Raw genomic sequence first — 18,257 nt, 5'->3', positions numbered from 1 at the left:
GTTCACTGCCGCACAGGCAGCTTAGAAATTGCCATGTCAGTTCTTTGGATGATGTTTTACGTTCACTGCCGCACAGGCAGCTTAGAAAGACCGGAGCAGGTCGAACGGTTACATTCGGAAGTTCACTGCCGCACAGGCAGCTTAGAAAACGAAAGGAAAACGAAATCATGAAAACTCAATGTTCACTGCCGCACAGGCAGCTTAGAAATGAAACTCATGCAGCGCTTGCAGACAGATCATGCTCCCCAATCAGCGTCACACTTGACGCAGGAGCACTATTTATTGTGGCAAGGTCATTCAGATCAGAAAAGATTACCTCTTTAGCTATTTTTTGAAAGAATTTTAAGCATCATCAAGGGCATCACTAAATTGAATCGGCCATTGTTGCGGTTGAATTCCTTTGAGTAGATGCTGTATTGCTTCGACGATCTTCATATCGACATGTGGACTGACATTCTGAGGTAACGGCTGCCCGCTTTTTTTGAAGAACCGTTGGAAGATTGGCCGGATATCCGCTTTCTTTTTGGTTTGTCCGGGCAAAAGGCGACAAGCGTCCATCCTCGACACGGCATAAATGAAGCTGGTAACGATGTGACTTTCGGTTGCCCACGGAAATTCAGGCATGACGACGAACTCTAACCAATCAATCACGCTATCGCTCAGTTTAAGATCACGCAAATCATTGAAGCTAATCAGCCAATCTCTATCTGGTGTGGCGTCTAACAAGCTCAGCAATCCCGAAGGTGATAAGGTTGATCCCCGAGTCGCAACATATACATGCTGTGACTCAAACGCCTTATCTGTGTCATCCGGTTTTTTTCGGAGAAAGGCGGGGAGATCATAATATTCTAAAGATTCTGAAGTCTTTATCCGATCGCTGACTGACTCTCGACGGTACACAGCTGCTTTGCAACTCGCGGAATCGAAAACTTTTGTCTGTCCTATTCCACTATGGCCTACCGGTACCATATGTTTCACTTGATACAGAGTCGACATATCGCTCGCTTTCTCTGACTCGGGCCGTTCATGGATTAACAGGAAATTAGTATGCGCTGTCACCAGTTGGTAATCTAATGCGATTTTTTCTGCTTCAGCGTTGTCATGGCTGATTAACGCTGAAGCATTCAGTCTGGCGTTGGCAGCCATTCGCGACAATTGATGATCGGAAGTCGTCGCAGATGACATATCGAGTGTTCCAAGCTCTTCCGGCAATGCACTCCCCGCTCGCTGGCCAAGCAGTTGCAAGGCCCCTTTGGGCTTTTGCGCAAACAGTGCAAACACATGACAAGTATCACCCTCAAACAGCGTACTCGTGTTTTCTGAGGTCCAGATGGGGGTGCACTCTTCTGACCAGACACAGGTTATTGTGTCGAAATGCGGTGAACGTAAGCGGTTGAACATGCGCAAAACCGCTGGTTCAACGGCTTCGCTAGTCGCAACAAAGTCACAAGCACCTTTTGTCGCATCAGCCAGCAGACACAAGTGACTCTCAGCAGGACTATTACCGACGCCAACAATGAATAACCGGTGTCCGGATTTTTTAGCAGAAAGAATGACACTCGTTATATCGGTGATATCACCGTCCGTAATCAGTAAAACATCACTCTGTAACTGATCATTCAACTCAAAAGTAGAACTGAGTGCTGCCTCCATTTCAGTGCCGCCTAAATCTGCCTCAAGCCCATCTATCCAACGCTGTGCGGCAGCTTTACTCGCTGGCGCTGACTTCCACATTGCACGTGAGCGATGTTCTACGTGATTACCGAAGCGACTGAGGCAAAAGCGATCACCATCGGTCAAATTGTCCACAATCGACTGTAATGACCGGCGCGCTGAAGCAATACTGTCACCGGCCATTGAGCCAGAACAATCAACCAGAATTTTTACCGAAACCTTTGCATTCGCATTTTGTGGAATCTGAGGATAAAAACTGGCCAGCATGACATGTCGCTCGGCATTGACATAATCTGGCCCGATAGCGACGACCGCGTTATCAGAAAGCTGATCCAATACCAATACAAAATCTTTATCTAAGGTCCCCTGCCGACTCAGAGATATGTAAGCAGTGCCATCCCGGCTTTTCAGCGCCACCGGATGACTGGGTGACGCAATTCGTGCCTGTGCGAGCACGTCGTGCAGCCGAAGTTCGATGTCGAAGGGATAGTCAGCCGCCAAAGTATGTCGAGGTACCAGATATTCGGGAATATCTGATCTCTTCGGCACATAGGATTTACTGCCGTCATAGCGCGGCGCGATCACGGTCGGAATCAACAAACGCAAGCCGCTCTGTTCAAATTGCAGTGTTTGTGCGTACCGGATAAAGATGCTGCAGTGCTCTTTCGGCGCAAGATTTCCGAAATTCAGGCTATAACTGTGGTCGGAATTTTTTTCGAGCATCACTGCGGTGTCGCCGGACGACAGCGCTTCCTCATACCCGGCTTCAGCCTGTTTTTTCTCGACCACGATACCCGTCAGTTTTTTCTCTCCGAGAGTCACTTCAACGCTCAGCAAGACCGCGCCCCACGGCAATGGGAAGGTATAAATCACTTCGGCATGGGAGGACATGTGGTTATAAAACTGTTGCGTCATCTGCATGTCGAGCATCAGGCCTCGCACGTCGCCGCTCATGCGAATACTTTCTAGTATGAACTCTTTACCACTCGTCGTTTTCAGGCTGGCATGCTGAAGCGTATTCATCTCTTTTCCTTACATACACATTGATATTTAAAAGAGCAAAAAACTCGATTGCGGAACAGCACTTAATGTTTTTCAACCAGAGCAGCATAGGCCTGCATCACACTACGCACGAATTCCCGAACCTGTTCTGGCGTTAAACCAGCGCGCCCTGGCTCAATCACGATCTCAATGCCATTCGCTACTGTCAGATGACTGCGGACTTCTATGCTGCCAGCGGCGTGTGGTTTTGCCGGAACGGGTGGATCTTCGCCATGTAAGAGTTCACGAATCCGGTCAAGCGATACTCCGGCAGCGGTCCACTTTTTAACAAGCAGCAGTTGCTCAAGATGATGAGTACGATATCTGGCGGCACGTGTTTCCCCATGTGGCTTATCCACCAAACCAATCTGCACGTAATAACGCACGGTGCGAACTGGCAAATCAGCAAGAACACAAAGATCTGCAAGCGTAAATTCTTCCGGCGAGGTAGGAGTCGTTTTATTCATACATAACATTAAAACACTTTAACTGTATATAATCAACCTTCACCAACCCTACCCGCTATACGTGAAAGCGATTCCATGCATCAAACCTTGTATCTTGCAGACGTGCTGCGCCCCTGGAAACTACTGACCTTAGCGGTGGGTATGAGCTGGCTGATCTGGGGTGCGATTCATTATCAATTCAACGACTGGGATATCGGCATCTGCTTTTTAATGGGCTTTTCGACGTACCTGAGTGCTCCATGGTGCATCAGGACAATACTGAAGAGCTACCGCGAAAGAAAATTATCATGGCCGATTGTCGGTGCCATTTTTGCCTGGTATTGGTCGGTAGATGGCTGCTACTGGGTTTATCACACCCTCCTCGGCAACACTATGATCCGTTATGAAAACCTGCTCGCCTCCACCGGCTTGTACTTTAGCTGCGCAATAATCTGGGGATTTAACGGATCACTTGCGGAACTCTGGCGCGCCATCGTCAATGCAAGAATGACGTGAAGATAGAAAACTCTATGAATTATTTAAAAAATATATCTAAAGGTGTGATTGTGATCGTCAGCTTATTTGCAACGCTGGTAGCGTTTGGCACTTATGAAAAGCGGCAAGCAAGCAAAGCAAGTGCTGCATTCTGCAACTCCGTTGTCATCAACTCGCCAGATAATGGAATAAAAGAGAAAGCTATTTCCTTCGGTGCTGACCCAAGAATGTCAGTCTTCTTTGTAGATGACAACAACCAGCACAAATTTATTGCCGCATTCCATGGATTTTTTGCGTTTGATCGCAGCATATGCGAAATCACGACAGAGAATAATCTTGTGCGATCAGTCAAACAGTGGCAGCTAGATTAAATTGCTTAAATAAAAATTGATCAATAACTCTGAAATTTACCAACATCATCCAGTCTCCATTTATGCCCTTTACTCCCTTTCATTTAGGCGCAGGAATTCTCGCCAAATCAGTACTACGGAAGCGTTTTTCCCTGATGGTATTTACCTTATCTCAAGTGCTCATCGACATTGAGCCGGGATATAAAATGTTCACGCAGTCACAAGAAGACTTGCATGTACTGACTCACAATCTCCCAGCGGCGATCGCCATATCATTACTTGCTGCTGGACTATGGATTGCGTGGGAGCGCATTCGCCCTGCCAGATATACGCAGGCAGAGGTCAATCTTCCAGTCTTATTGTTTTCCGCGTTTTTCGGCACACTATCTCACTTATTCCTTGATGGCATGTACCACCTTGATATGAGAATGCCGCAATCCCAATGGCAAATTGCACAGACAACTTACGGCGCATTGAGCGGCACTGAAGCTATATGTCTGATGATGACAGCGTCAGGCTTAATCATATTTAGCGTTGCAACTCTCGCCAAGTCGCCGTCTATGCAAAAAATGAAGTAGCTCTACACAGAATCAAGGTCAGAAACCACGTTGCACATAACGAAGTAATGTAGTTTTCCGTTTTCAACTTAATTTTTATTGACAGCATCATTCTATTTGCATAAATTTAACAACCTCTGCGGATGATTGCCTATGTTCGCTTCGGGCGTTAGCTGATACGACGTATTGACGGGCATGTCGGCGTCATCGTGCGTCATCTGCAGAGTTTCTGACTTCTTGAATTATTGCTTCAACTCCCGATAGAAATTCTCATGCGGACCTAGTAGAACCAACACAAGCACTTCCGGATTATCTCGACTTGGCTCTAACTTATATAAAAGCAAAGCTTCTTGCTTGTTTATCTTAAACTTGTGAACCAGGATTTTTGATAAATCCCCCTTCTTCTGCGTTTCGATATGAGGATTTTTCACAATTTCGTTAATCGCATCATCAAGTGTCAGCTTATCCCGTTCGTGTAACTTCTTAATTGATCGGGTGAATGACGGTGTTACTTTAATTTCCATCGTCAATCACACCCCGAATTTATAATCAGTAAGCTGTCCGGCATTAGCTTCCGCTTCAGATAGCATCACATCACGGATAAATGCGGCTGGAAGGTCTGGATTATCCTCTGCCGCTTTTCCAAGTCTTGCCCAACAGTTGCGTATGGTTGTGCCAGTGAAATTAACTCGTTAGATAGTTTTACGACAACACCCATGGTTTTCCCCTTTTATTTACGATAATCACATCATCATTTAAAAGGTTACCGATTACAACCATTGGCATCTTTTAATAACCCGATCATCAGAAAAAATCATACGTCAGTGTGTTGACGCTCACCGAATATTGAGCACATAAGTGCAGCTACTGCCAAGGCGCATTGGATATGTAAGTGTTTAAGAGCTTTCAGCGGAATTGTGGATGAACGACTACAAAGGCCAATGTCCACACAATTCACTCAACGGGATGACACCAACTTAATATTGATTATTTCATTACCTCAAAACGCTAATAATACGCGGCTCGATTTTATGGGAGGATTACAGGAACCTCAGTCTTTATTGTATAGCCCGCCTTGAATGACGCGCTCAGTTCCGAAAACGAATGTGGCTATTCTTTTTGGTGCCCCTGTATACGAGAGGTTATCCTGCATTACCAGTCATTCGCAATTGTCACCACATTGAAAAGCCCTCATAAAAATCATATTATGATCTACAATACACTTTTTATGAGGGGTTTTGTGCATGCCTAAAAAGCTCTTGAACACGGATACGGTACCAACTTTGGTGGGGGAGCGCCTGATTACTTGGGGGCGCTGCATCCATACGCAACGCTTACGCCAACGCATCACGGCTGCCGACTTGTGCGCGCGCATGAGCATTTCAGAGGCTACCTTACGCCGCATGGAACGAGGCGACCCAGGCACCGCTGCTGGCGCATACCTCTCTGCACTACTGATTCTGGGCGTGATGGATGAAGCAACACCTGCGCTGGCATCAACCCTGTGGTCCGACACGCCACATCGTAGAGTAAAGCTGAGCCGACAAGAACAAGGAGGCGAAGAAGATGCTGAATACTTCTAAGCCTTTGTATATTTATTTGCAGCGTCCGGACAATGAAGAATGGGTCACGGTCGGACGCTACCTTGCAGGACCCGCGGCAGGTGCTGGCAGGTTCAAGTACGCCCCAAGTTATGTCGATGCAAGCCTCACTTGGGCGATTGACCCCGTCAACTTACCGTTTCGTCCGGAGGACGATCGGCCAGCGCCCCGCTACAATGGTCTGCACGATGTGCTGCGAGACGCTTGTCCTGATTCCTGGGGCCAAGCGCTACTCAGGCGAGAACACAATCTGTCAGAAGGCACGCCTCTGGAACGATATCTGATTCTGGCCAACAACGCTGACCGCTGGGGCGCACTCGCTGTAGGTACAAAACCCACTCCTTCGGTGGCGCAGTTGTCCCATCCGAAGTTACTCCAGCTACCGCTATTGGTGCAAGAATTGGCCGCCATGAGCGCGCAACGGCCGGCGGTCGACGCTCGACTTCGCCGACGTCTGGTACAAACTGCCAGCGTGGGCGGAGCCCGACCGAAGGCGACTGTGCAAGACGATGAGGGACAGTACTGGCTAGTCAAGCCTAGGATAGCCAGCGATATTGCTGATATTCCTTCCCTTGAGCATGTCGGCCAGCAATGGGGAGTGGCAAGCGGTTTGGATTTCGCAGCAACTGTTCTGCATCCTGCGACGGAGGGTCACAGTGCAGTGCGCGTACTTCGCTATGACCGAATCGGAAGCCGTCGCTTGATGTGTGTCAGTGCAGCCTCCCTGCTGCAGGCAGAGTATCCGGACAAGCTCACGCAAACCGCCCTCTGGAGCTATCCGCGCTTGGCGGAGGAGCTGCGCATCATAGGTGCTCCGGTTGAGGATAGGCGCGAGCTGTTTGGCCGCATGGTTTTCAACGCCGTGTGCGGAAATGACGATGACCATGTTCGAAATCATGCGGTTGTGTACAAACACGAGCAGCGGCGCTGGCGCTTGGCACCCGCTTTCGATGTCGTACCTAATCCGGTTGAGACACCACGCACGTTGACACTACAACTGTCAACCGGGCGTTTCGATATTTCCCGCTCAGCAGTGTTGGCCGATGCCCATCGTTTTGGTTTCGACAACAGTGACGAGGCTAGCGCCTATCTTGATGCGCTACTGATGCGCATCTTCAACGGTTTCGACCAAGTTGTACACTGGCTGGAGCCAGAGTGGCAAGAGTTGCTCCGTGCGCGTATGCGGGAGAATATTGCCATCCTAAAAGCATAAGATCGCTTCGCAAACCATCGAGAAAGGAAACAGGCAAGGCACTCGCAAGAAAACTACTTGGTTCAGTTTGCACCAAAATAAAGCCACCGATAGTGCTAATCGAATTGGTCAGGATCAAGATAAAGCTCCTGTAATTCTCATTACGCTCGCTCGCGAAATACCGTAATTTCGCGCTAACGAGCTGATTGACGCTCCCTGCTTATGAAGACTAATTATTTGCTCTCGTTGTTCATCATTGGTTTTCGTTGGCCGACCAAGCACCTTACCCTCAGCTTTTGCACGTGCCAGCCCAGCTTGAGTGCGTTCAACTAATAAGTCCCGCTCCATTTCAGCAACGGCGGCCAACATATTCAGCATCAATTTTCCGGCTGGAGAAGTCAGGTCAAGTTTTCCAAGCTGAAGAACGATCACTTCAATTTTACGACTAGCCATAGCTTTGATAGTTGCGCCAACATCTTGAGCATCCCTACCTAAACGATCAAGCTTAGAAACAATTAATGTTTCACCATCTCTAATTTGCCCAAGCATCTTGCTAAACTGAGGTCGTTGACTAGCAGGCACCTTACCGCTGACTCCTTCATCTGCAAACCAATAATCGATGCGGTAGCCTTGTGCCTCAATTTCATGTTTCTGATTCTCAGTTGTTTGATCTTTAGTACTAACTCGTCCATAAGCAAAAGTTGCCATATCCCCTCTTCTTCAAACCGCCCAACAGGAGGCTTTAATGTTCAATAAGGCATAAAATATATATGAACATGTTCATATAATCAATACCTATTTTATGAACACAAAAGAGAGAACGTAATACTACCGTTCAAAAACGGTCATTTATGAACAACTCGCCAACGAAATTTCTCCGCCCCTAATTCTAGGTTTAGAACCACATTATCTGCTAAACGCAAACTTCATTCGCTAAAACTAGATGTGTTTTCAAAATATCAAAATATAGATGTAGAACACGCAAAATTATCACCTTACCAAGTACAATCGAATTTCTCCCTACGTACGATGTACTTTATGACCGCCTATGAGTAAAAAAGCGCTTTCTGAACGCGATATCTGCAGCAAATACATTACCCCAGCCATTCTGCACGCTGGCTGGGATTTGCACACCCAAATTCGAGAAGAAGTCAGCTTTACCAAAGGCCGTATTATTGTGCGTGGTAAGTTGCACACACGTGGTGAACAAAAACGCGCGGACTACATTCTCTACCACAAGAAAAATATCCCTATCGCCGTCATCGAAGCCAAAGACAACAAACACAATGTTGGCGATGGTATGCAGCAAGCCTTAAATTACGCAGAAACCTTAGGTGTGCCATTTGTCTTCAGCTCAAACGGCGACGCATTTCAGTTCCACGACCGTACAGGCAATGCCGCAAAAACTGAGATCGAGATTAGTCTCGCACAGTTCCCAACCCCATCCGAACTATGGCAACGCTACTGCGTTTGGAAAGGCATCGCCACACCAGAAGCGATCCAAACCGTAGAAATGCCTTACTACGACGATGGCACTGGCCGCGCGCCGCGCTACTATCAAGCCAATGCGATCAACAATACCGTTGAAGCGATCGCCCGAGGACAGCAACGCGTACTGCTAGTCATGGCAACCGGCACCGGTAAAACCTATACGGCATTCCAAATCATCTGGCGTCTATGGAAATCCGGCACCAAGAAACGCATCTTGTTTCTAGCTGACCGCAACATTTTGGTCGATCAAACCAAGAACAATGATTTCAAACCCTTTGGCGCGGCCATGACCAAGATCAGCAAGCGTCAAGTCGATAAGAGCTATGAGATTTACCTCTGCCTATATCAAGCGGTCACAGGCTCAGAAGAAGAACAAAACATCTACAAACAATTCACGCCAGACTTCTTTGATCTGATCGTGATTGACGAATGTCACCGTGGCAGTGCCGCTGAGGATTCTGCTTGGCGCTCTATTTTGACTTATTTCAGCAACGCCACGCACGTAGGCTTAACCGCTACACCCAAAGAAACTAAAGAAGTTTCCAGCATCAATTATTTTGGTGATCCGGTGTATAGCTACACCCTCAAGCAAGGAATCGAAGATGGTTTCCTCGCGCCGTATAAAGTGGTGCGTATTGATATCGACAAAGACCTGCAAGGTTGGCGACCGAGCAAAGGCCAGCTCGACAAGCATGGTCAAGAGATCGAAGACCGTATCTACAATCAAGTCGATATGGATAGAACGCTAGTGCTAGAGAAACGCACAGAGTTGGTCGCGAAAAAGATCACCGAATTTCTCACAGCAACAGATCCTTACGCCAAAACCATCGTCTTTTGCGATGACATCGACCACGCCGAACGCATGCGCCAAGCGCTGGTCAACCTCAATCCAGAGCGAGTGAAAGAAAGTCGCAAATACATCATGCGCATCACAGGCGATGAAAAAGAAGGCAAAGTCGAGTTGGATAACTTCATCAACCCAGAAGAGCGCTACCCCGTCATCGCCACCACGTCCAAGCTCATGACGACAGGTGTCGATGCACAAACTTGTAAATTGGTGGTGCTAGATCAGCACATCAAATCCATGACCGAGTTCAAACAGATGATAGGCCGTGGCACGCGCATCAACGAGGACTACAACAAATACTGGTTCACCATCATGGACTTTAAAAAGGCGACCGAGCTATTTGCCGACAAAGACTTTGATGGCGAGCCAGTAATCATCTACGAACCAAAGGGCGCAGACTCTCCAGTACCACCGGATGAAGTCGTCGAAATCGCTTTAGACGAACATGGCAATCCTATCGCGCCTGCCTATCCCGAAGACCAAGATCCCTTCGCCTACGATGAAAGCCAAACCCAATTAGGCGACGATGAAGTACGCCAAGGCCGCGTCAAATACATCGTCGGCGATGTCGATGTCTATGTCACTTCAGAGCGGGTGCAATACATGGGGCCAGATGGCAAGCTCATCACCGAGTCACTCAAAGATTACACCCGACAGACCATACGCAAAGATTACTCCTCGCTCGATCAATTCTTGCTGCGTTGGAGCAAAGCAGGACGCAAGAGCGCCATCCTCCAAGAGCTAGAACAACACGGCGTTTTGTTAGAAGCACTCGCACAAGATGTCGGCAAAGACTTCGACGCTTTCGATTTAATCTGTCACGTCGCCTTCGATCAACCACCACTCACCCGCCGTGAACGCGCCGATCAAGTGAAGAAACGTAATTACTTCACCAAATACGGCGAGCAAGCCAGACAGGTATTAGAAATCCTGTTAGAAAAATACGCTGACACAGGCATAGAGAACATCGAAGACATTAAAATCCTCACGCTAGACCCGTTCAAAAACATGGGCACCGCCAGCGAATTGGTATCCGCCTTCGGTGGAAAACCCGCCTACATGGCGGCACTGCATGAGCTAGAACTCAATTTATATGCGTAATAAAGTTATCTCATTGTCCCAGATTTATTAGAAAGTCCAATTTACTTTGATGACCTCGAATTTGCCAAAAATTAGGAAAATGTTGAATTCAATTGAAATTGAATTAGCGCTAAAAGCTGAGGGTTTTACGCTAGAAGTTGATAATGCGCATGCGGGAGGTTATAGAAACGCTGAAGGTCTTTTGGTGTTTGTAAAAAGATACAAAGAGTTCAAAACTGATCCCAAAACCCCAATGTATAAGCAACCATTAGTTTTACGTTGGTCCATAAAGAGCTCACCTCTTTTTACTAAACTTCAAGAGTGTGTTGGGTCATCAAATCTTCTATACGTAAATCATAATATGAGAGGTTTTGAAGAACCGGAATCTGGCCGAAAACAAAACGGGGTCGCAGTAGATGTTGAGTCGATCAGTCATCTCAAGAAAATTATTAATGTTTTATCTGGTAGACAAGATGTCCCACAGTCATCGTATGAAGACATAACTTTGCTTTCAAGTTTTCTTGAAACTCTTCCTGAAACAACGAGAAAATCGATCGTTGACGCCAGGCTTGGACAAGGCATTTTCCGAGCCGACTTGATCAATTATTGGAAATCTTGCGCAGTGACTGGATGTGCGATTCAGAAATTACTACGTGCGTCACATATAAAGCCATGGCGAAGCGCAAACAACATAGAACGCTTGGATCACTTCAATGGTCTACTTCTTAGCCCAAATCTCGACCTCGCATTTGATCAAGGATTTATCAGCTTTGATGATAAAGGCAATGTCCTCATCAAGTCGGACATCTTAGATCAAGATTCGTTGTCAAAACTCGGCATTCATCACAATATGAAGCTGAGGAAATGCGAAAATCGACATCAAACATACTTGGCAGAACATCGCCGCATACATCAATTTTAGAAAAGAACACCATGAGCATTTCCAGCACCATCAAATCCATCCAAGACATCATGCGCAAAGACGTAGGCGTTGACGGCGACGCACAGCGTTTAAGCCAATTAGTCTGGATGTTATTCCTCAAAATCTTTGATGACCGCGAATCAGAATGGGAGCTGCTGCAAGACAACTACGTATCCCCTTTACCAGAGCAATATCGCTGGCGGAATTGGGCGGCCAATGCCGAAGGCATGACCGGCGACGAACTCAAACAGTTTCTTGATGTTGACTTGTTCCCAGCGCTACAAAAACTAGAAGCCAGAGGGGACGATCAGCGCGCCTTCGTGATCCGCTCGGTATTCGAAGATGCCTACAACTACATGAAGTCCGGCCAACTCATACGCCAGGTCATCAACAAAATTCAAGAAGGCGTCGATTTCAACAAAGCGCAAGAGCGCCATCTGTTCGGCGACATGTACGAACAATTACTGCGTGATCTGCAGGCAGCAGGCAATGCAGGCGAATTCTATACACCCCGCGCCGTCACCGCATTCATGGTGCAAATGGTCAACCCACGCCTTGGTGAAAAAGTGATGGACCCAGCCTGTGGTACAGGCGGTTTCTTAACCTGCTCGATCGAACACATCCGCAGCCAAGACGTCAAAACCGTCGACGACGAAACGCAATTGCAAAACAGTATCTTGGGCATAGAAAAAAAACCCATGCCGCATTTGCTCTGCACCACCAATATGATCTTGCACGGCATCGACACCCCGATCAACATCCGCCATGACAACACCCTGTCTTACCCGCTGATCAGTTGGGGGCCGCAACAGCGCGTCGATGTCATCGTGACTAATCCACCATTTGGTGGCATGGAAGAAGACGGCATCGAATCCAACTTCCCCGCCGCCTTTCGCACCCGCGAGACGGCCGATTTGTTTTTGGTATTGATCATGCAAATGCTCAAAGCCAATGGCCGCGCCGCCCTCGTTTTACCAGACGGTTTCTTATTCGGCGAAGGCATCAAAACCCGCATCAAAGAAAAGCTGCTAGAAGAATGTAATCTGCACACCATCGTGCGCTTACCGAATGGCGTGTTCGCACCCTACACTGGCATCAAAACCAATCTACTGTTTTTCAGCAAAGGCAAACCCACACAGGACATTTGGTTTTACGAACACCCCTACCCAGAGGGCGTAAAGAGCTATAACAAAACCAAGCCGATGAAGATAGAAGAGTTCGCAGCAGAACGCGCGTGGTGGGGCAAAGAAACGGATGGCTTCAGTACCCGTACGGAAAACAGCCAAGCATGGAAAGTCAGCATAGACGACATCAAAGCGCGCAACTACAACCTCGACTGCAAAAACCCGCACGTAGGCGAACAAGAAGTGCACGACCCTGAACAATTGTTGGCGCAATACGCAAGCATGCAAGCCGAGATCAGCGGCCTACGCAAACAGCTCAAAGATATCTTGACCAAAGCATTTCAGGGTGAGGAATAAATGAGCGCAGTACATAAACTAATCACCGATCATCTCGATATTTGGACAGCAGCAGACACCGAGAAAAAGTCGGGACGTGGACGCGCTTCCGGTAATGCAAACAGCGTGTATGGCATTAAGAAATTGCGTGAGTTGATTTTGGAATTGGCTGTGCGTGGGAAGTTGGTACCGCAAGATCCGAATGATGAACCTGCTAGTGAATTGTTGAAGCGCATACAGGATGAGAAAGCTAAGCTGGCTGCTGACGGTAAGATCAAAAAAGACAAGCCGCTGGCAGCAAATGTTGAAAGTGAAAATCCATTTGATTTAGCGTATGGTTGGGAATGGGTAAGATTCAATGACATAGTCGATCCAGCCTATTCAATTTCGTATGGCGTACTTGTGCCCGGCAGTGATGAAAAAGAAGGTATCCCATTTGTGCGAATTGCCGATTTAGACATTAAGAATCCCCCGTTTAAGCCAGAGAAGTCGATTAGTAGAGAGATAGATGCTCAATATGAACGAACTCGACTGGAGGGTGGCGAAATTCTCATGGGAGTAGTTGGCAGCATCGGAAAATTAGGTATAGCTCCAGAAAGTTGGAAGGGCGCCAATATTGCGAGGGCAATATGCAGAATTAAAGTTACTGATCACGTGTGTAAAGCTTATGTTGCTCTACTACTGCAAAGTCGATTCATGCAAGATAACTTTATTGGCGATACAAAGACCCTAGCACAGCCAACTCTTAATATCGGTTTGATTCGACTGTCATTGACCCCATTGGCACCAATAAAGGAACAACACCGCATAGTCGCCAAAGTAGACGAACTAATGGCGCTATGCGACCAACTAGAAGCCCAACACAACAACGCCGCCGACGCCCACGAACAGCTCGTCAGCCACTTGTTAAGCACGCTCACGCAATCGCAAGACGCAGAAGACTTCAACGCCAACTGGCAACGCATCGCCACGCACTTCGACACCCTATTCACCACAGAATCCAGCATAGACGCCCTCAAACAAACCCTGCTACAACTAGCAGTCATGGGCAAGCTCGTACCACAAGACCCGAACGATGAGCCCGCTAATGAGTTACTTAAGCGGATACAGGTTGAGAAAGCTAAGTTGGTTGCTGAGGGAAGGTCAAAAAAAGGAAGGGCGTCAAATCTAATCATTGAGGAAGACACGGAATTTGCTTTGCCCCACGGGTGGCAATGGGCACGATTAGAAATGTTGGGGATGACCTGCACGGGGCGCACACCAAGTACGCAAGTTCCAGCCTTTTATGATGGCGTTATTCCATTTATTGGACCTGGACAAATCACGCCATCATGCGAACTTTTACCTGCTGAAAAATGTATCTCAGAGGTCGGAAAGGCAGAAACATCAATGGCAAATATTGGAGATATTTTGATGGTATGCATTGGAGGTTCGATTGGAAAATCTGCTTTGGTCGATAAGGAACTGGGATTCAATCAACAAATTAATTGCTTATCCCCTATTTTGGTTGAAAGTAAATATGTTCATATCGCAATGATGACAAACAGTTTTCAATCGAAGTTGATTCAATTTTCGTCAGGATCAGCAACACCAATCATAAATAAATCAAAATGGGAGGAACTCTTAGTACCTGTCGCACCACTTTCAGAACAGCGACGAATAGTTTTAAGTGTACTTAAGATCTTGTCCATCTGCGACCAACTCAGATCGAATATTGTTACTGAAAGTCAGAAAAAAATGAAAATCGCCGAAATACTCGTTAGAAATACAGCACGCTAAGAAATTGAATATATATGCAGATAAAATCAGTATTTATTTCTCAATATAAAAATCTAAATAACTTCACGCTTGCTTTCAAAGAAGAAAATCTAATTGATATTTTTGTAGGAAAAAATGGCAGTGGAAAATCAAACGTTTTGGAAGCATTAATCGAGATTTTTCGCCACATTTACGAGCATGGTAAAGGTACCGCAATCGAAATTTTCAATTATTCGATAAGCTACGAAATAGATCGCCAAATCGTAAAAATTGAATGGAAGAATAATCTCTTTTTTCTAAACGGTAGCAAAAAAGGACAAAAATCGTTTAGCACCGTTCCCTTACCAGAAAACGTATTGATTTATTACTCAGGTCACAACGACACGATAAAGCAACTCGTTCGCGATTACGAAGAGCGTTTTCGTTTACGCATAAAAGGTGCAAGTATCTCTGAAAGCCGTCGCTTTATCGGAATTGGCGCAGAATACAAATCACTTTTATTATGTAGCTTATTAATGCAGCCAACTACTAATAGCGCTACAAAATACGTTTACCAAAGACTCAACATCAAGTCGACTTCAGACGATGTAATTCTGAAATTATCGCGCCCAAAGTTTGCTAATAGTCGACTAAAAGAACTTAGATTTGAGTCTATAGAGACTTTTGATACGCGCTCTCACTATTGGGGATCTGATGGTATCACCCGCGAGTTCCTAGATAAGCTAATCACTTGTGTAAAAATTGGATTCAATCACAATGACGTGTATAACAGTGCTAACGATACTTATTCGATACCTATCAACATTGCACTATTTCAAAGAACCTTTTCAGACGTCGATATTTGTACACAATTTCGACAATTCGATAACTTGAAGACGCTTGGCATGCTTAACGACATGAGCGTTGGCGTGACACTCCAAAGTGATCAGCCTGTCACACTCGAACATTTCAGTGATGGTCAGTTTCAATCAATCTATATTTATGCGATTACTGAGCTATTTAAGGATCGTCATTGCATAACGCTCTTAGATGAGCCCGACTCATTCTTGCATCCTGAATGGCAATTTACGTTTTTGGAACAGATATTCGAAATTAGCGAAACTGCGGCAGAAACGAACCATATCTTAATGAGCACCCATAGCGCTTCTACTATAGCGACAGCAGACGAAAACACAATTAGCCTATTTGAATTTGAAGATGGCAAAGTCGTCATCAATAGGGTTAAAAAATCAGAAATTATTAAATCGCTCTCGGCTGGATTAATTGCCTTCACTGAAGGCGAAGCAAGATTAAATATTAATCACGTTTTAAAGAACACTACTCTTCCAGTTCTATTTACAGAAGGCATTACCGATGAGGTAATTTTAGAAACTGCATGGAGTAAGTTGCATCCAAATCAGGATAGGCCATTCGATGTGCAAAATGCGTTTGATCGAATTTTTCTTCGTAATCTTTTCTCCAGAGAAGAACTCAAGAATAACTTTCCTAACCGACTTATGTTTGCACTATTTGATTTTGATGAGGCGTACGACGATTGGAACGGCTTAAAGTCTCATACTAAGGGCAAGTTAGAGGAATCTGTTCCGCAGAATGGCCTCGCCAAACAACTCCAATACAAATTTCACTATGCAATGTTACTGCCTGTGCCCGCATCGCCAGCGATAAAGAAACAAGTATTAAACGACATCGGGCAACCTTGAGGAAAAGGCTGTGATTCGTATCTTTCTATCGAACTACTTTTTTATCGCGAAGATTGGCTTGGTCAATGGTATAAAAAACGTGCAATGCCGGGTGGTGGTGAAGTGATAGATTTCGCAGGTGACAAAGTTAAGTTTGCCAACGATATAGTTCCAAAAATTGACGCCAAATCTTTTGAGATATTTAGACCGTTATTCGATTTCATTTTAGCAAAGTGTAAAAAAGAAACTACCACAGCATAATGGTTGCTCAAAACACGGACAACCGAAATCTCGCATCACGAACATCCGGCTGAAGTCGAAAACTGGGATATGTGGCGATAAAATAGGAATCAACCGTTCAATTTTAACTAAATAAAGGGTTCATTGATGCAGTCACTTGCGCACGATTGGGGTCAGCATCGCAATAATTTTGAAATAGATAGTTAAAGACAGCCAACTGAAGAACAAACATGTCAACAGAAACTACAAACTCCCAACCAAAACAATTCTCTTTGTTCGAGAACATAGATCCCACAAACGCACAGGCGGATTTAGCGGTGCCGCCAGTCGGCAAATTCAGCAATTACGTGGTGTATGTCGATGAGAGCGGTGACCACGGCATGCAAACTTTAGATGAGAACTATCCGGTTTTTGTGTTGGCATTTTGCATCTTCCACAAACGCTATTATTGTGAAACTGTCGTGCCCGCTTTAGAGAAATTTAAGTTTAATCATTTCGGCCATGATCTCATTGTCCTGCATGAAAACGAAATAAGAAAAGAAAAAGGCAACTTCAATTTTTTCCAAAGTCGTGCGCACAAACATGCGTTCTTGAATGAGTTGACGAGCATCATTGATGCCAGTAATTTTATTTTGATTAGCTGCGTCATCGACAAAACGGAATTAAAGAATAAAGTCGGACAGGAGACAAATCCATATCACCTTGCACTTGGATTTTGTCTTGAAACTCTTTATGAATTTTTACATGAAAAGAATCAGGATGACGCTACCACGCACGTCGTAGTGGAGTGTCGCGGAAAGAAAGAAGACAATGAACTCGAATTAGAATTTCGCCGCACTTGCGACGGCGAGAATCGCCTGAACATTCCGCTCCCGTTCAACATCATATTTGCTGATAAAAAAGTGAACTCGACTGGATTGCAGCTCGCTGACTTAGTCGCTCGACCGATCGGCATGCGCTTCCTTCGACCCGAGCAAGAAAATCGGGCATTCGATGTGCTGAAGAAAAAATTCTATTGTGATGGCGGGAGAGAGAAAGTCGGTGAAGGATTTGAAAACTGGGGCTTGAAAATTTACCCACAGCCATAAAGCGAAAAGCCCCGATGAAACTCACCGAGGCTTAGACGCCGACCGGGAACCCCCAGTCCACTTGAACCAAATTATAGCAAAGAAGCGTTAAATCACAAGTAAAATTATTAAAAGTATCGCTGTTACAACGAACACAATTCAGGCAAAAAGATGCCAATCAGGTACCAATCTAGGCCTAGCTTTAATTAATCAACAACGTAAAATTTTACGAGAGTTTCACATAAGTCTTTGAAATTATTAGCTATTCTTATTTAATCACAAATGTCATTATGTTTCCTTTATTGTATTTTTAAATATAGGAACAAATTTTTGCATCAACATCACATCCATTAGCGC

The 18,257-nt window shown here is 45.7% G+C and carries 16 protein-coding genes and 1 CRISPR repeat array (1 of these 17 only partly in view); of the genes, 11 read left to right on the top strand and 5 right to left on the bottom strand.

All coding sequences use genetic code 11. The annotated features are described in order from the left end of the window. A CRISPR array of direct repeats spans positions 1 to 208; the repeat unit is 28 nt; unit sequence GTTCACTGCCGCACAGGCAGCTTAGAAA (it extends 3,483 nt beyond the left edge of the window). A gap of 134 nt (positions 209 to 342) precedes the next feature. Together H8K26_RS05640 and H8K26_RS05635 are read right to left on the bottom strand one after the other, a co-directional pair. Next, entirely contained in the window at positions 343 to 2,697 is a 2,355-nt protein-coding gene (locus H8K26_RS05640; RefSeq protein ID WP_190477995.1) for a VIT domain-containing protein, read from the bottom strand. 62 nt (positions 2,698 to 2,759) lie between these two features. Beyond that, complete coding sequence (locus H8K26_RS05635; RefSeq protein ID WP_190477993.1) at positions 2,760 to 3,182, bottom strand: MerR family transcriptional regulator; 423 nt, start codon at positions 3,180 to 3,182, stop codon at positions 2,760 to 2,762. A gap of 75 nt (positions 3,183 to 3,257) precedes the next feature. On the opposite strand from H8K26_RS05635, the gene H8K26_RS05630 reads away from it, so the two are divergent. The 3 genes from H8K26_RS05630 to H8K26_RS05620 all read left to right on the top strand — a co-directional run bounded on the left by H8K26_RS05630 (position 3,258) and on the right by H8K26_RS05620 (position 4,584). Beyond that, entirely contained in the window at positions 3,258 to 3,677 is a 420-nt protein-coding gene (locus H8K26_RS05630) for a hypothetical protein (RefSeq protein WP_190477991.1), read from the top strand. A gap of 14 nt (positions 3,678 to 3,691) precedes the next feature. Beyond that, positions 3,692 to 4,027, top strand: coding sequence for a hypothetical protein (locus tag H8K26_RS05625; RefSeq protein WP_190477989.1), 336 nt, complete (start codon positions 3,692 to 3,694; stop codon positions 4,025 to 4,027). Positions 4,028 to 4,089: 62 nt separating this feature from the next. Next, entirely contained in the window at positions 4,090 to 4,584 is a 495-nt protein-coding gene (locus H8K26_RS05620) for a hypothetical protein (RefSeq protein ID WP_190477987.1), read from the top strand. A 221-nt stretch (positions 4,585 to 4,805) separates the two neighbouring features. Here the strand turns inward: H8K26_RS05620 and H8K26_RS05615 are convergent, their stop codons facing one another. Together H8K26_RS05615 and H8K26_RS17935 are read right to left on the bottom strand one after the other, a co-directional pair. Further along, the gene (locus H8K26_RS05615) at positions 4,806 to 5,087 is read right to left on the bottom strand and encodes a type II toxin-antitoxin system RelE/ParE family toxin (protein ID WP_190477985.1); all 282 of its coding nucleotides are present in this window, start codon (positions 5,085 to 5,087) and stop codon (positions 4,806 to 4,808) included. Positions 5,088 to 5,093: 6 nt separating this feature from the next. Further along, positions 5,094 to 5,231, bottom strand: a complete 138-nt coding sequence (locus H8K26_RS17935; RefSeq protein ID WP_317889262.1) for a TA system antitoxin ParD family protein — start codon at positions 5,229 to 5,231, stop codon at positions 5,094 to 5,096. 576 nt (positions 5,232 to 5,807) lie between these two features. Here H8K26_RS17935 and H8K26_RS05605 point away from each other — a divergent pair. Both H8K26_RS05605 and H8K26_RS05600 read left to right on the top strand, forming a co-directional pair. Continuing rightward, complete coding sequence (locus tag H8K26_RS05605) at positions 5,808 to 6,146, top strand: helix-turn-helix domain-containing protein (protein ID WP_190477983.1); 339 nt, start codon at positions 5,808 to 5,810, stop codon at positions 6,144 to 6,146. After that, a complete protein-coding gene (locus H8K26_RS05600; RefSeq protein WP_190477981.1) occupies positions 6,130 to 7,377 on the top strand; it encodes a type II toxin-antitoxin system HipA family toxin in 1,248 nt (415 codons plus the stop codon). The genes H8K26_RS05605 and H8K26_RS05600 overlap by 17 nt, the downstream gene beginning before the upstream one ends. Positions 7,378 to 7,491: 114 nt before the next feature. Here the strand turns inward: H8K26_RS05600 and H8K26_RS05595 are convergent, their stop codons facing one another. Then, complete coding sequence (locus H8K26_RS05595; RefSeq protein ID WP_190477979.1) at positions 7,492 to 8,064, bottom strand: recombinase family protein; 573 nt, start codon at positions 8,062 to 8,064, stop codon at positions 7,492 to 7,494. Positions 8,065 to 8,404: 340 nt separating this feature from the next. Here H8K26_RS05595 and hsdR point away from each other — a divergent pair, with 340 nt between their 5' ends. The 6 genes from hsdR (at position 8,405) to H8K26_RS05565 (ending at position 17,921) form a co-directional block, all read left to right on the top strand. Then, a complete protein-coding gene (gene hsdR / locus H8K26_RS05590) occupies positions 8,405 to 10,795 on the top strand; it encodes an EcoAI/FtnUII family type I restriction enzme subunit R (protein WP_190477978.1) in 2,391 nt (796 codons plus the stop codon). A gap of 79 nt (positions 10,796 to 10,874) precedes the next feature. Next, positions 10,875 to 11,696 carry an HNH endonuclease gene (locus H8K26_RS05585; RefSeq protein ID WP_190477976.1) on the top strand — a complete coding sequence of 274 codons (822 nt, stop codon included), beginning with the start codon at positions 10,875 to 10,877 and terminating at the stop codon, positions 11,694 to 11,696. An 11-nt stretch (positions 11,697 to 11,707) separates the two neighbouring features. Then, complete coding sequence (locus H8K26_RS05580; RefSeq protein WP_190477974.1) at positions 11,708 to 13,177, top strand: type I restriction-modification system subunit M; 1,470 nt, start codon at positions 11,708 to 11,710, stop codon at positions 13,175 to 13,177. Continuing rightward, the gene (locus H8K26_RS05575) at positions 13,178 to 14,935 is read left to right on the top strand and encodes a restriction endonuclease subunit S (protein WP_190477972.1); all 1,758 of its coding nucleotides are present in this window, start codon (positions 13,178 to 13,180) and stop codon (positions 14,933 to 14,935) included. Between the two features lie 14 nt (positions 14,936 to 14,949). After that, positions 14,950 to 16,614 carry an AAA family ATPase gene (locus tag H8K26_RS05570; RefSeq protein ID WP_223826866.1) on the top strand — a complete coding sequence of 555 codons (1,665 nt, stop codon included), beginning with the start codon at positions 14,950 to 14,952 and terminating at the stop codon, positions 16,612 to 16,614. 449 nt (positions 16,615 to 17,063) lie between these two features. Further along, positions 17,064 to 17,921 carry a DUF3800 domain-containing protein gene (locus H8K26_RS05565; RefSeq protein ID WP_190477970.1) on the top strand — a complete coding sequence of 286 codons (858 nt, stop codon included), beginning with the start codon at positions 17,064 to 17,066 and terminating at the stop codon, positions 17,919 to 17,921. Positions 17,922 to 18,257: the final 336 nt, after the last annotated feature.

This window comes from Cognatundibacterium aquatile (assembly GCF_014699135.1).
Lineage (GTDB): Bacteria > Pseudomonadota > Gammaproteobacteria > Burkholderiales > Burkholderiaceae_D > Undibacterium > Undibacterium aquatile.
Note: the sequence above shows the minus strand (reverse complement) of the source record. Positions and strands in the feature narration are given on the sequence as shown.